Source organism: Achromobacter sp. 1L-A-4-B-C2, assembly GCF_057291955.1.
Map to the genome: position 1 here is coordinate 475859 of NZ_JBXAWP010000001.1, position 14851 is coordinate 490709.

Here is a 14851-nt window from a genome sequence, read left to right on the forward strand (position 1 = left end):
GTGCGCCTGTAACCGTCCTTGAAGTTTTTGCGCTGCCCCGACCCTGGCGCAGGCATCCCCCCGGGGGCCCACATTTTCGCTGACACTTTTTCCATTGACGCCATTTGACGGACGGTGGAATGATCGTTTGCTCAATGGCGCAAGCCCGGACGCTGCCGTCGTTGACGTGCTTTAGCTTCATGTAGGCCACCCCCGACCGCGAGGTCATTCACGCCCCCACGGTCGATTCAACGATCTATTGATGGAGTGTTGAACATGGCGACACAGCAAAGTTTCTCAACCGGCCTTGCCGCCCTATTGATGGCGACAGCGGCGATCAGCGCGCCCGCCGTGGCGCAAGAAGCCCGCAAACCCAACATCATTCTTATCGTGTCCGACGACACGGGCTACGGCGACCTGGGGCCCTACGGCGGCGGTGCGGGGCGCGGCATGCCCACGCCCAACATCGACCGGCTCTCCAACGAAGGCATGACGTTCTTTTCGTTCTACGCGCAGCCCAGCTGCACCCCCGGGCGCGCGGCCATGCAGACCGGCCGGATCCCCAACCGCAGCGGCATGACCACCGTTGCGTTCCAGGGCCAGGGCGGCGGCTTGCCCAAGGAAGAATGGACGCTGGCGTCCGTGCTGAAGACGGGCGGATACAAAACGTTCTTCAGCGGCAAATGGCACTTGGGCGAAGCAGATTATTCCCTGCCGAACGCGCAAGGCTATGACGAAATGAAGTACGCCGGCCTGTATCACCTGAACGCCTACACATACGCCGATCCCACCTGGTTCCCCGACATGGACCCCGAACTGCGCGCCATGTTCCAGAAGGTCACGCGCGGTGCGCTCTCGGGCAATGCCGGCGAAACGGCGCGCGAGGAATTCAAGATCAACGGGCAGTACGTCGACACCCCTGAGGTCAACGGCAAGGAAGGCGTGGTCGGCATTCCGTTCTTTGACCGCTACGTTGAAAAAGCCTCGGTGGACTACCTGGAGCGCAATGCAAAAAGCGAAACGCCCTTCTTCATGAACATCAACTTCATGAAGGTGCACCAACCCAACATGCCCGACCCGGACTACGTCGGCAAATCCCTATCGAAAAGCAAGTACGCCGATTCCGTCGTCGAACTGGACGCCCGCATCGGACGCATCATGGACAAGGTCCGAGAGCTGGGCCTGGACAAGAACACGCTGGTCTTCTACACCACCGACAACGGCGCCTGGCAAGACGTTTACCCCGACGCGGGCTACACCCCGTTCCGGGGCACCAAGGGCACCGTGCGCGAAGGCGGCAACCGCGTACCCGCCATTGCGTGGATGCCGGGCAAGATTGCACCCGCCACCAAAGACCACAGCATCCTGGGCGGGCTGGATTTGATGGCCACCTTTGCCTCGGTCGCCGGCGTCAAGCTGCCCGTCAACGACCGTGCCGACAAGCCGATCATCTTCGACAGCTATGACATGTCGCCGGTACTGTTCGGCACGGGCAAGTCGGAACGCAAGTCGTGGTTCTATTTCACGGAAAACGAACTGTCGCCCGGCGCGATTCGGGTTGGCAACTACAAGGCCGTGTTCAACCTGCGGGGCGACGACGGCGTCAAGACAGGGGGGCTGGCGGTGGATACCAACCTGGGCTGGAAGGGTCCGGAGTCCTATGTCGCCGGGGTGCCCCAGGTGTTCGACCTGTGGGCCGACCCGCAGGAACGCTACGACATTTTCATGAGCAACGTCACGGAAAGAACGTGGACGCTGCCCACCATGAACGCGGCGGCGGCGGACCTGATGAAGACCTACGTGAAGTACCCGCCCAGAAAGGCGCAAGGCGATGCCTATACCGGCCCCGTCACGCTGTCGCAGTACGAGCGCCTGCAATACATTCGTGAAAGCCTGGCCAAGGACGGCTTCAAGCTGCCCATGCCGTCGGGCAATTGACGGCGGCTGGTCAGTGCGCGCCGGAATAGTCGCTTAGCGACGCGGCAGGAGACAGCGCGAACGACGCGCGCATGTCTCTTGCTTCGTCCACCGGCGTGCGGCCGAAAAACCGTTTGAACTCGCGGGAGAACTGCGACGGGCTTTCGTAGCCGACGCGGGCCGATGCCGAGGCGGCCGTCAGCCCGTCGCGGATCATCATCAGCCGCGCCTGATGCAAGCGTGTCGACTTGATGTATTGAATGGGCGACGTCTGCGTCACGCTACGGAAGTTGGCGTGAAAGGCGGGAATGCTCATGCCCGCTTCCTGCGCCAGGCTGCCCACGTCCAGCGGCTGCGCAAAGTCGACGTGGATCTTGCGCAGCGCCCGCGCCACCCGACCAAAGCGCCCTTGGTGCACCAGCGCCGCCTTCATGGCCTCGCCCTGCGTGCCGCTCAATACCCGAAATAGAATCTCGCGCCGTAGCGCCGGGCCCAGCACGCGCGCTTCCACGGGCGTACACAGCGCGCGCAACAAACGCAGCGTGGCATCGGCCAGGTCAGCATCCAGCGGCGTGGAAACAATGCCCAGCGGCGCGGCTTGCGAGGGCGGCGTGTCGTCCATCGCCAGAATCAGTTCGGTCAGCTCGGTCAGGTCCAGCCGCAGCGAAACCGCCAGCATCGGCTCGGCTTCGCTGGCTTCGGTTTCAGTTGAAAAAGGCAAGGGTACGGACAGCACCAGATAGTGCTGCGCGTCGTACACATAGACCTCGTCCCCCAGAAAACCCACCTTGCGCCCCTGGCACACGATCACGATGCCGGGCTCGTACAGCACGGGCGTGCGGCCCAGCGGTCGGTTCGACCGCATGAAGCGCACGCCTTCCAGCGCCGACTGCGTATAGCCCTCGTTGGGCGCCAGCCGCTCAAGCAGGCCGGCCATTTTCTGCGAAGCCAGCTTCCGATCGATATCCACGGTGCCGTCCTTTGCCGGGGGTTCACGTGCACGGATTCTACAACCGCGCCCGCCTCCGTTCACCCCCTGTTCGATAGGAATAGGCAATACCGGCATCGTTACAGGTATTCGCCGCCCGCCCCCCCAAAACCTAAGATTTCATCAACGCGTTTCGTTGGTTCAACGCCCCTTGTTCACCCCCCTTGTTCACCCCCGGAGATAAGCCCATGGACTCCCCGCAATCGAAAGTCGTCTTGATCACCGGCGCCAGCAGCGGCATCGGCGAAGCCACCGTGCGCATGCTGGCCGCGCAAGGCCACCGCCTGCTTATCGGCGCACGCCGCACCGACCGCCTGGCCGCGCTGGCCACCGCGCTGGACGCCGGCGGCAACAACGTCATCTACCAGTCGCTTGATGTGACCTCGGCCGACAGCGTCAACGCCTTCGCCCGCTTCGCGCTGGAGCGCTTCGGCAAGATCGACGTCATCGTCAACAACGCGGGGATCATGCCGCTGTCGCCGCTGCGCGCCGTGAAAGTCGATGAATGGGACCGCATGATCGACGTGAACATCCGCGGCGTGCTTCACGGCATTGCGGCCGTGCTGCCCACGATGGAGGCGCAGGGCTATGGCCAGGTCATCAACATCTCGTCTATCGGCGGGCTGTCGGTGTCGCCCACCGCCGCCGTCTATTGCGCCACGAAGTACGCGGTGCGCGCCATTTCCGACGGGTTGCGCCAGGAATCCGACCGCATCCGCGTAACGGTGATCTGCCCCGGCGTGGTCGAGTCCGAACTGGCGAACACCATCACCGACGACACCGCGCGCCAGGCCATGAACGAGTTCCGCCGCATTGCGATGACGCCCGACGCCATCGCCCGCGCCGTGGCCTACGCCATTGCACAGCCCGCCGATGTGGACGTCAGCGAGATCGTGTTGCGTCCCACCGCCAGCCCCTACTGAATTTCTTTCCAGGAGTGAATCCCATGAATAGCACCACAACGGAATCCAGAACCTTTTCCGGCAAGGTCGCCATCGTGACCGGCGCCGCCAGCGGCATCGGGCTGGCCACCACCGAACTGCTGCACGCGCAAGGCGCCAGCGTCATCGCCGTGGACCGTGGCGACAACGTGCAGGCGCTGGCGCGCCCAGGCATCGTCCCGCTGGTGGCGGACGTGGCGCGGGAAGCCAGCGCGTCGCAGGCCGTGGCGGCCGCCATCGATCACTTCGGCAAGCTGGACATCCTGGTGAACAACGCGGGCATCATCATCAACAAGCCCGTCGTCGACATGAGCCTGGACGACTGGAACGGCATCCAGGCAGTGAACGCCACCGGCGCGTTCCTGTTCTCGCGCGAGGCCTTGCGCGCCATGATGCCGAACGGGTCGGGCGCCATTGTCAACGTGGGGTCCTACGCCTGCTACCAGGCCTTTCCGACCATTGCGGCCTATGCCGCGTCCAAGGGCGCGTTGGCGCAACTGACTCGCGCGATGTCGCTGGAAGCTATCGACCACGGCATCCGCGTCAACGCGGTGGGTTCCGGTGACGCGGTCACCAACATCACCAACCACATCCACAAGGACGGGCCGGCGTTTCTGGCGGAACACGGCAAAAGCGCGCCCATCAAGCGCGCGGCGCATCCCAGTGAAATCGCCGAGGTCATCGCGTTCCTGGCGTCGGACAAGGCCAGCTACATCGTCGGCGCGGTGGTCATGGCGGATGGCGGCATGAGCGTGGCGTTGAAGTAGGCAGCCCGCCCAAGCCTGTCTATGCCCCGCCCGAGCCGGCCTGAGGCCGCAGCGCGCGCAACGCCGTCGCCACCTCGTCCAGCACCGGCCCCCACGCGCCCGGGCCGGGCTGACGAAACAGCCGCATCGACGGATACCACGGCGTATCGGCGCGTTCCTGCAACCAACGCCAGTCCGGCACGTACGGCAGCAGGGTCCACACCCGGCAGCCCAATGCGCCGGCCAGGTGCGTGGGCGACGAGTCCACCGAGACCAGCACATCAAGCAGCGTAATCAGGGCGGCGGTGTCGTCGAAGTCATTGATGTCCTGGCTTGGCGACACCATCGCCATGCCGGTGGGCGGCGTGTCCGCCTGCGCTGCCGCCTCGCCTTTTTGCAGGCTGATGAAGCTAACACCCGGTTGCGCCAGGGGCGCCAGATCGGCCAGTGTCAACGAGCGCTGCGCATCATTCGGATGGCTGGGCCGCCCCGCCCACACCAGCCCGACCCAGGGCCGTGGCAAGCCCGCCAAGCGTGCGCGCCATCGCTCCACACGCAACGGGTCGGCGCGCAGGTACGCCGTGCTGGCCGGCAAGTCCGCCAGACGCAGCCCCAACGCCAGCGGCAGGCTCATCAACTCGCAATGCAAGTCGAACGCGGGCGGTATCGTGCCGGCGCGGATGATCTGGTCGAAGCCGCCACTGCGTTCGGCTAGGTCGTGGCAGGCATCGTTGATTTCCAGAATGATGCGCGCGCCGCTACGCTGACGCGCCCACGCCACCAGTTGCAAGAACTGGAAGGTGTCGCCGTAGCCTTGCTCGTCATGAATCAGCAAGGTCTTGCCCGCAATGGGTTGCCCATCCCAGCGCGGCTTTTGCACATGGCGGCTGCGCATCGCGGTGTGCGGCATGCGATAGCGAAAGCGGTATTCGCGCCAGCCCGCGTCATAGTCCCCTTGCAACAGCAGCAGCTCGGCCAGATCAAAGCGCGCGCCTGCATCCGTGGGCGTGGCGCGCACGATGCTTTCAAGTATCGCGCGGGCTTCGTCGGTGTGGCCCAACGGCCGAATGGCTTGCGCCAGCTGGCGCAGCAGCATGATGTTGTTCGCATCGTTCGCCAGTGCGTGTCGCAGCAACGATTCGGCCTCGGCGTAGCGGCCGGCAAGCTCGGCTCGCGCCGCTTCAATGCGCGCCAGATGCCGATGCCATTCCGGCGTCAACGGGTCGATCTCGATGGCGCGCAGAATGGCGGCCAGCGCTTCATCGTGGCGGGCCTGGTCATGCAAGGCCAGCGCCAGGTTCCCCAGCGCCTGCGCGTAATCGGGGTCCAGTTCCAGCGCGCGCGCGTAGTGCTTCAGGGCCTGCGCGTTATCGTCCAGGCGCTTGCACGTGTTGCCTAGATTGTTGTGCGCCTGTGGGCTGTCGGGCATCAACGCGGCTACCCGTTGCAGGCATTCCAGGCTGGCGGCAAGCTGCCCCTGCTCTTGCAAGACTATGCCCAGGTTGTTCCACCCTTCGGCGCCGTGCGGCTCCAGCGCCACCGCGCGCCGCGCCGCGTGTTCGGCTTCGTCCAGCAAGCCTTGCTGGCGGCATATTTCAGCCAGGTTGCTGTGGTAGGCGGCCGGCGCCAGCGGGGACCGGCATGCGGCGCGCAGGTGCTCAACCGCCACGTCCGCCCGCCCATACGCATGGGCGATCAGCCCCAGCAGATGGCGCGCGTCAGGCTGGTCCGGCACCGTGCCCAGCACCCGCAAGCAAAGCTGTTCGGCTTGCATCGCCTGGCCCGCCTGCCAATGCGCATAGGCCTGGTTCAGCGCGGCGGAGACGGTCAGGACGGGGACGTCGGCAGGGGTGTTCTGGTCCACGCGTTCAGGCCCACAGGGACAAGGTTGGGAAAGCAACATTATCTACGCCGACAGCCAAACGTTAAGCGTGAATGTCGTAAAGCGCGCCGCAGCGCCGCGCCGGGCTTGGGTGTACGTGTGACACCGCAGAAATGCGCACAAAAATCCTTTGTTTTCCCCCGATTGGCGGGCTGGAACATCGAGTATTTATTGACCCGAAATTTCCCTACCCATCCCTGATCATTCCAAAAAACCCACGCATGGCCCGGCGCCGTGCGACGGGATTGCGCGCGTGAACGCGGCGGTCGCGCTTGAAGGAATGCACGCCCCAAGAGCCCCGGAGGACCGCATTTTGAATCACATCTACCGATTGGTATGGAACCGCAAATTGCGCGTCTGGCAGGCCGCATCGGAACTGGCCTCGCAATCGCGCGGTGGCAGCTCGTCCGCGACCCGCAGCATCGCGACCAGCGCGCCGCCTTATGCGGCCGCCGCCGCCGTTGCGCTGGCGCTTGGATTGTCCAGCGTCAGCACGGCGGTTCAGGCCGAGTGCATTGAAGACCTCATCATCGTGACTTGCGAAGGCCTGGATCTGTCCAGCGACCCGGGTTATGCAAGCGCCTCGAACGTGCTGCATGTGCGGGTGGAGGAGAACGCCACCGTAGGCGTCGACCCGGCCCTGGGCGGCACGGCCATGCGGCTGAGCGGCGACAAAATCACGGTGAGCAATAAAGGCCGGATCGACGCCAATCTGTTCGGCCCCGCCGCGACAGCATCGTCGGGCCTGGTGATCGGCAACAGCAGTGGCAGGGGCAACGCGATCAGCGTCAGTAACCTGGCGACCGGGATACTGGGCGGCGTGGTCAGCGCGTCTGTTCCGTTTCCCACCGTGCAAGGCATGGCGCTGGCCGTGCAAAACGGAACCGGTGGGGTAAGCCAACTGAGCAACGCCGGCATGATCCGTAGCGTTCCGAGAAGCGGCCAGATCACGGAAACCTCCAACTTGCCGGTAATCGCGGCGTATGGGGGTGGTCAAGTGCGCTTCGTCAACGAAAGCACGGGCGTCATCATCGGGCGCGTCGGGTTCCAGGCCTCCGGCACACCGGGCCAAGGACACCTGTTCGACAACGCGGGAACGATCGTGGGCGGCGTATCGCTGGGTCAGGGTGGCAACAACACCTACACCGCGGTAACGGGATCGCTGGTGCTGCGTGGCCCGAACGCCGCGACCGCCGATTTGGCCGTGGACGACACCCCCGGCCTGAGCTTTGCGCCCCCCGGCAAGATCGACGGCGGCACGGGCGCGGGCGACACGCTGGTGCTGCAAAACGTCTTGCCATCGGCCGGCACCGAGAGCGGCAATGGCGGCGTGGGCACCGCATCGGGCGACACCTACATCAACTTCGACAAGCTGCGCGTCAATAGCGGCAACTGGACATTAAGCGGCGCGTTTCTGCCCAATGGCGGCAACGTGGAACTCAATGGGGGCCTGGCCACCCTTCAAGACGGCGGCGTGTTCGGCTCGGCGTCGATCGTGGCAAATGGCGGCGCACTGGCCGTGGGCACCGCCAACCAGACGATGAGCAACAACGTCGAGCTTGGCAATGCCGGGCTGCGCATCACGGCGGGCCAAGCCCTGACGCTGGCGGGCGACGTCTCGGGCGCGGGCGCGCTGAACGTCCAGGGCACCAGCTCTATCACGCTTGGCGGCACCAGCACCTACACCGGTGGCACCGCCATCGGCGCATCCGCCAGCCTGCAAGGCGACACGCGCAACCTGCAAGGCAACATCGCCAACGATGGCGCGCTGACGTTCCAGCAAGCCACCGCCGGCACCTATTCCGGTGTGCTGTCCGGCGCGGGCACATTGACCAAGGCAGGCGCGGGCAAGCTGACGCTGACCGGCGCAAACACCTATACCGGCGCCACCACCGTTGCCGCCGGCACCTTGGCGGTGGGCGCGGGCGGCACCCTGGGCAGCAGCGCCATCACCCTGGCCTCCGGAACCACGCTGGACCTGAGCAACGGCGGCAACCAGACGTTGACCACGCTTGCGGGCTCCGGCGCATTCGTGCAGTTGGGATCGGCAACGCTGACGCTGGACAGCCCCAACGACGCCGACTTTGGCGGCGTGATCGCCGGCGCGGGCGCGCTGGTCAAAGCGGGTTCGGGCAGGCAGACCCTTAGCGGCGCCAGCACCTTTACCGGCGGCCTGACCGTCAACGGCGGAACGATGGCCTTGGGACCCGGGGGCAGCCTGCTTCCGGACTCCGCCGTCACGGTCAACACCGGCGCAACGCTGGATCTGGCATCGGCGGCAGGCCAGCAACTGGCCTCGCTGAACGGCAACGGCGGCAACGTGCTGCTGGGTATGAGCGCGATGGTGAATTCGGGTTCCTACGCCGGCTCGATCCAGGGCGCCGGCGGACTCGTCAAGGACGGGCCGGCAAGTCTCAACCTGAATGGCGTCAACACCTACACCGGCGACACGCTGGTCAACGGTGGCACGCTGATGGTCGGCTCCAGCGCGGCCAACAGCAGCGCCGCCGTCACCAGCAACATCACCGTGGGCAACACCGCTACGCTGGGCGGATTCGGTCAGGTCACCGGCAACGTAACGGTGGAATCCGGCGGCCGCCTGGCTCCGGGCGCGCTTGCCGGCGTGTTCACCGTCAACGGCAACCTGTCGATGGCGCAGGGGTCTCAGGCGCAATTCAGCCTGGGTGCGCCGGGCGTCAGCCATAGCGTCAGCGTCAACGGCGACCTGCAATTGAACGGCGCGCAGTTGAGCGTGCTGGATGCCGGCGGATTGGGCCTGGGCTTGTACCACTTGTTCGACTACACCGGCACATTGACCTTGAGTCATGGCGGCCTGGTCACTTCCACTGGCATGACGCTGCAAGCCCTTTCCGGTGCCAAGCAGATCAACCTGATCAACGCCACCGGCTTGTCGCTGAACCTCTGGAACGCCAACGGCTTGGCCAGCCCCACCCAGATGGGCGGCGGGTCGGGCGTCTGGTCGACCACCAGCGCCGTCTGGACGGACGCCACGGGCAGCCTGACCGCCGCGCGCTATCCGGCCGACGCCTTCGCCATCTTTGGCGGGGCTGCCGGCACGGTGACGGTCGATGACACCGGCGGTGCCATCACCGCCCAAGGCATTCAGTTCGCCAGCGACGGCTATCGGCTGACCGGTTCGTCGTTGGCGGTGACCGGCTCCACGCCCAGCGCGCCGGGCGAGATACGCGTGGGTAATGGCAGCCCGGCGTCGGCGGCGTGGACGGCCACCATCGACAACACCTTGACGGGCGTGGGCATCAACAAGACGGGCTTGGGCACCCTGGTGCTGAACGGCGTCAACACCTACACGCAACGCACGCAATTGACGGCCGGCACGCTGGAGGTTTCCACCGATGCCAACCTGGGCGCGCCCGGGGCAGGCCTGGACTTCCAGGGCGGCACGCTGCGCGTGACCGGCACCGCTTTTCAGAACACCGCGCGCAACATCACGCTGGGCACGGCGGGCGGCGGCTTCGATATCGCCGACGCGGGCAACACGTTTGCCCTGAACCAGGCATTGACCGGCAACGGCAGCCTGGCCAAGCTGGGCGCGGGCACGCTGGTGCTGGGCGGCAGCAATACCTATGTCGGCGGCACCTCGGTGCAAGCGGGCACCTTGCAGGTGGGCGACGGAGCGGCAGCGGGCAGCATCGCCGGCAACGTCGCGGTGGCAAGCGGCGCAACGCTTATGTTCAAGCGCAGCGACCGCTTGGCCTTCAATGGCGACATCACCGGCGCGGGCCAGTTACGCCAAAGCGGCACGGGCACGCTGGTGCTGACCGGCCAACACTCGCTGGCAGGCGGCGCCTACATTGACGCCGGCACGCTGCAAGTGGGCGACGGCGGCACCACCGGCTGGGTCACCGGCAACATCGCCAACCAGGGCAGCCTGGTGTTCAACCGGTCGGACGACACGGTCTACAGCGGCACGCTATCCGGTGCGGGCGAGACCCGCAAACTGGGCGCGGGCACGCTGGCCATGGCGGGCGACAGCAGTGCCTACACCGGCGCCCTGCAACTGTCTGCCGGCGCCTTGCAGGTGGACGGCAAGCTAGGTGGCCGCGTGCAGGCCTTGGCGGGCACCACGCTGTCGGGCACCGGCACCTTGAACAACGTCACGATCGGATCGGGCGCCACGCTGTCGCCCGGCAACGCAGCCACCCCGCTGGGCAGCATGAACGTCGCGGGCGACCTTACCTTCAAGCCGGGCGCGACCTACCGCGTGGCGACCGCCGCCAACGGCCAGAGCAGCAGCGTGCGTGTCGCGGGCACGGCCACGTTGAACGGCTCAGTCGTGCAAGTGGGTGAAAACGGCAACTACGCGCCCTCCACCACCTACACCATTCTTGCCGCCAACAATGGCGTGCAGGGGCGCTTTGACACCGTCTCCAGCAACCTGGCCTTTCTGACGCCGTCCTTGTCTTACGACGCGAATCGCGTGGACCTGGTGGTGAAGCTGAAGGAAGTGCCGTCCGAAGGCGGGGGTGGCGACAACGGCAGCGGCGGGGGCACGCGCCCCATCGAATTCGCCGATGCCGCCGTCACCGGCAATCAGCGTGGCGTGGCGCGTGCGTTGCAAAGCCTGCCGGCCAACAGCGCGCTGTATCAGCACATTCTCAACCTGCCCAACGGCGCGCCGCCCGCGGCTTTCAACGCGCTGTCCGGCGAAGCGCATGCCAGCACGGTGTCGGTGCTGCAAAACGTGACGGGCGCGTTCACGCAGATGCCGATGGCGCGGCTGCACGCCAACCTCAATGCCGGGCAGATTCCCGGCGCGCCCACTGCTCAGTTGGGCCTGGGCGACGCCGCCTCGCTGCCGCAGTCCGCCGCGCAACCGCTGTGGGCACAGGTGTTCGGCACATGGACCACGCTGGACGGTGACGGCAATGCGGCCAAGACCACGCAATCCGATGCCGGCGTGACCATCGGCGGGGACGCGGCGGTAGGCGGCGGCTGGCGCCTGGGCGGCGCGGTCGGCTACACGAACAGCGACAGCCGCACCCGCGACCGTGCGTCCAGTGCCGACACCGACAGCTACAGCATCGCGGTCTATGGCGGCAAGGCGTTCGAGGCCGGGGCCGGCAAGATCAATCTGAGTCTGGGCGCCGCCTATACCTGGCACGAGGTGGACACGCGCCGCAGCACCGCCGCCGCCGGACTGAACCAGACGCTAAAGGCCAACTACGGCGCCAGCACCGGCCAGGTCTTCACGGAACTGGGCTACGCCGTGCCGGTGCACGACCGTCTGACGCTGGAGCCTTTCGTGGCCGCCAACTACAGCGACCTGCACACGCGCGGCTTTTCGGAATCGGGCGGGGACGCGGCGCTGCGCGGCCAGAGCAGCCGCAACGACGTCACCACCACCACCGTCGGGCTGCACGCGTTGACGACGTTCGATAGCGCGGGCGCACGCGGCTACGCGCGCGGCACGCTGGGCTGGCGCCATGCGTTCGGCGACCTGAACCCGGCCAGCGTGCTGGCGTTTGCCCAAGGCGGCGACACGTTCACGGCGACCGGCGCGCCCGTGGCCCGCGACGCGGCCGTGGTGGAAGTGGGCGTGGGAATTGACGTCAGCAAGCGCACCACGGTGGGCGTCAGCTACGGCGGTCAATTCGGGGACGGCAACCGGCAGAACACCGGCACGCTGGATGTGCGCTACCGGTTTTAAAAAACGACCGGCGTTACGCGAAGTACGCGGCCGATCCGTGCGAGGCGCCGGCCGTGTTTTGGCGCAGCGGGGCGCCAAGGTCGTCCGCGTCGCTGCGCAGACGCGCCGGGCGCGCGGGCGCGGCGGCTACCGTGGGCGCCGCCGGCGCGGGGGCCAGGCGGCGTACGGCTGCCACCACCTCGGTCGGCTCGGCCGGCTTGCGCAGGTAGACGGCATAGCCTTCGCAGGCCTGGTCTACCTCGTATTCCGGCCGGCCGCTCAACACGACCACGGGGGTGTCGCACAGGTAGGCGTTTTCGCGCATGGCGGTTAGCAACGCGCCGCCGTGCATGCCGGGCATGGAAAAGTCGGTGATGACCACGTCGGGACGCACGGCCAGCATCTGTTGCAGCGCAGTCAGTCCGTCGGTGTGGCCCGTTACGTCGTAGCCTTCGTCGCCAAGGAATTCGCTCAACAGCTCGATCAGCGTCGGCTGATCATCGACAACAAGAATCTTCGTCATGGTGTTCAATGCCGCCTGGCGCGGCGTTCGTATGTTTGGCCGCCCAGGCTGGTTCGCCGGCGCCCATTGTTGGGGCGGCATGGCGATAAGGGGCGGGAAATGTGCCTCGCGTCGTTTCTCGACTTTCGGCGCTTTCAAGCGTACGCAAAAGAGGATGGCGGGCTGTATAAGGCGGAATCCTAGGGCATGCCGCTCGTTCATGTATGAAGGAATTGTATCGGGACGAAACGACGCTCGGTCGGCACCCCGGCCGCGCGGCTTTTCCCAAACGCGGCGTAAGCCCGGCGCGCGCCCTTGGTAGCATTCCACCCTTGGCCGGCGCCTTGCACGCACGCGCGGGTTCTTCAGGATGCTTATATGGTTGGTGCCCAGGTTCGAATCACCCTGTCGTTGATTGCCCCTACCCTGGTGGTGGTTTTCGCCATTACATTTGTTGGCATTTGGTGCGCCTTCCGGCATCGCACCTATCTTCTGTATCTGGCGGCGGGCTGCGGGCTGTTCGCCGCCGGCGCAATGTCGCAGATCCTGTACCTGCCGCGCGACTCGGGCGCCAACGCGCTGGTGTCCGGCATGCTCTACATCACCGCCGTGTGCGCGGCCACGCAGGGCATCCTGAACCGCGTCGGCCGGGGGCTGCCCTGGCGTGCGTACCTGGCCTTTTGCGCCGCCATCCTGACGGCGCTTTGGTACTTCTTTTATATCGACCGCAACCTGCTGGTGCGCGTCTATGTCCTGAACATCGGCATCGGCGCCCTGCTGACCGTGGCCGCATTGCGCATGCGCCGCGCGTCAGCCGGACGCCGCATCGACACCGCCTTGTTCGTGGTGCTGCTGGCGTTCGGCCTGCATTTTTTTCCGCGCACGTTGCTCAGCATCGGCACGCACGCGCCCAACGGCCCGCTGGCGTTTGCGGATTCTCCGTTCTGGCAGTGGTTGCAGTTGTCGCTGGCCGTCTTCAGCGTAGGGCTGGCAATCACGCTATTGCTGGCGGTGGCCGCCGACACCATCGACGAAGTGCGGCACGAAGGCGAGAAAGACTGGCTGACGGGTTTGCTCAACCGCCGAGGCTTTGAAACCCGCATGCGTCCCTTCGAACAGGGCCGCCACGAACCGGCCGCATTGGTGGTTGGCGATGTCGATCACTTCAAGCGCATCAACGACCAATACGGCCACAGCGGCGGGGACGCGGTGTTGAAAGACGTGGCGCGGGCGCTGACGTTGTCCGTGCGCAAGCGCGACCTGCTGGGGCGCATCGGCGGCGAAGAGTTCGCCATTTATTTGCCGGCCACCGACTTCCAGGAAGCGGTGCATTGCGCGGAGCGGCTGCGGGCCTTTGTCGCGGACACCGTACGCGCGCCGGACGGGGCGTCGCCTGTGACGATGAGCCTGGGCGTGGCGGCGGCGACCGCGGCCGACAACTGGCAGTCGCTATTCCAGCGCGCGGACGAAAAGCTGTATGCCGCCAAAAGAGCAGGCCGCAACCAGGTCGCCGCTTGACGGTACGGCTTGGTTCGGACGCGTGCCGTGACGCACGCTTTTATGTCGTCGCCCGGGCGCCGCGCCGCCGCTTTGGGCACGATGCTTGCTGACAGCCGCGCGCGTCATTGCCACCGCACAAGGAACCACCATGCCCCGCCTACGTCCCGGCGCTGAAATTCAAAAAATGCTGAACGGCGATCTCTACGATCCCACGGACCCCGACATCCAGGCCGAGCAGGCCGCCACCAAAGCCTGGATGGCGGCTTACAACGCCGCCCTGGCCGCGCCCGCCGCCCAGCGCCACGCGCTACTGTGCGAACGCTTTGGCACCGTAGGACGCGGCGCGGTGGTACGGCCGCCGTTTCATTGCGACTACGGATGCAACATCCACCTGGGCGCCAACGTCTTCATGAATTTCAACTGCGTCATCCTGGATGTGGCCGAGGTCCACATCGGTGACGGCACGCAGATCGGCCCCGCCGTACAGATCATGACGGCGGACCACCCGCGCGAGGCGGACGCGCGCGCGGCCGGCCTGGAATTCGGGCGGCCCATCCGCATCGGCGGCAATGTGTGGATCGGCGCCGGCGCTATCCTGCTGCCCGGCATCACGGTGGGCGACAACGCAATCATCGGCGCGGGCAGCGTCGTCACGCGTGACGTGCCCGCGTCGGCCACGGTGGCGGGCAACCCGGCGCGGCCCATCGGCCGTTAAGCCTGCCCGATTG

Annotated in this window: 9 protein-coding genes; 6 read left to right on the plus strand and 3 right to left on the minus strand. The window is 66.2% G+C overall.

Features of this window, described 5'->3' with window-relative positions; translation table 11 throughout:
* Positions 1–255 precede the first annotated feature (255 nt).
* On the plus strand, positions 256–1917 hold the full coding sequence (locus tag AC0Z35_RS02265) for an arylsulfatase (protein ID WP_319301413.1): 1662 nt from the start codon (positions 256–258) through the stop codon (positions 1915–1917).
* Positions 1918–1927: 10 nt separating this feature from the next.
* Here AC0Z35_RS02265 and AC0Z35_RS02270 read toward each other — a convergent pair whose 3' ends face one another.
* A complete protein-coding gene (locus tag AC0Z35_RS02270) occupies positions 1928–2833 on the minus strand; it encodes an AraC family transcriptional regulator N-terminal domain-containing protein (protein WP_314361975.1) in 906 nt (301 codons plus the stop codon).
* Between the two features lie 239 nt (positions 2834–3072).
* Between AC0Z35_RS02270 and AC0Z35_RS02275 the strand changes: the two genes are divergently transcribed.
* Both AC0Z35_RS02275 and AC0Z35_RS02280 read left to right on the plus strand, forming a co-directional pair.
* On the plus strand, positions 3073–3807 hold the full coding sequence (locus tag AC0Z35_RS02275) for an SDR family NAD(P)-dependent oxidoreductase (protein WP_314361962.1): 735 nt from the start codon (positions 3073–3075) through the stop codon (positions 3805–3807).
* 23 nt (positions 3808–3830) lie between these two features.
* A complete protein-coding gene (locus AC0Z35_RS02280; RefSeq protein WP_485131473.1) occupies positions 3831–4592 on the plus strand; it encodes an SDR family NAD(P)-dependent oxidoreductase in 762 nt (253 codons plus the stop codon).
* A gap of 19 nt (positions 4593–4611) precedes the next feature.
* Here the strand turns inward: AC0Z35_RS02280 and AC0Z35_RS02285 are convergent, their stop codons facing one another.
* Positions 4612–6435 carry a tetratricopeptide repeat protein gene (locus tag AC0Z35_RS02285; RefSeq protein ID WP_485131472.1) on the minus strand — a complete coding sequence of 608 codons (1824 nt, stop codon included), beginning with the start codon at positions 6433–6435 and terminating at the stop codon, positions 4612–4614.
* Between the two features lie 331 nt (positions 6436–6766).
* Here AC0Z35_RS02285 and AC0Z35_RS02290 point away from each other — a divergent pair, with 331 nt between their 5' ends.
* Entirely contained in the window at positions 6767–12142 is a 5376-nt protein-coding gene (locus AC0Z35_RS02290; protein ID WP_485131471.1) for an autotransporter domain-containing protein, read from the plus strand.
* Between the two features lie 13 nt (positions 12143–12155).
* Here AC0Z35_RS02290 and AC0Z35_RS02295 read toward each other — a convergent pair whose 3' ends face one another.
* Complete coding sequence (locus AC0Z35_RS02295) at positions 12156–12644, minus strand: response regulator (RefSeq protein ID WP_485131470.1); 489 nt, start codon at positions 12642–12644, stop codon at positions 12156–12158.
* A gap of 357 nt (positions 12645–13001) precedes the next feature.
* Between AC0Z35_RS02295 and AC0Z35_RS02300 the strand changes: the two genes are divergently transcribed.
* Both AC0Z35_RS02300 and AC0Z35_RS02305 read left to right on the plus strand, forming a co-directional pair.
* On the plus strand, positions 13002–14141 hold the full coding sequence (locus AC0Z35_RS02300; protein WP_485131469.1) for a GGDEF domain-containing protein: 1140 nt from the start codon (positions 13002–13004) through the stop codon (positions 14139–14141).
* 130 nt (positions 14142–14271) lie between these two features.
* Positions 14272–14838 (plus strand): sugar O-acetyltransferase, encoded by a 567-nt coding sequence (locus AC0Z35_RS02305; protein ID WP_120156863.1) that lies wholly within the window; start codon positions 14272–14274, stop codon positions 14836–14838.
* Positions 14839–14851: the final 13 nt, after the last annotated feature.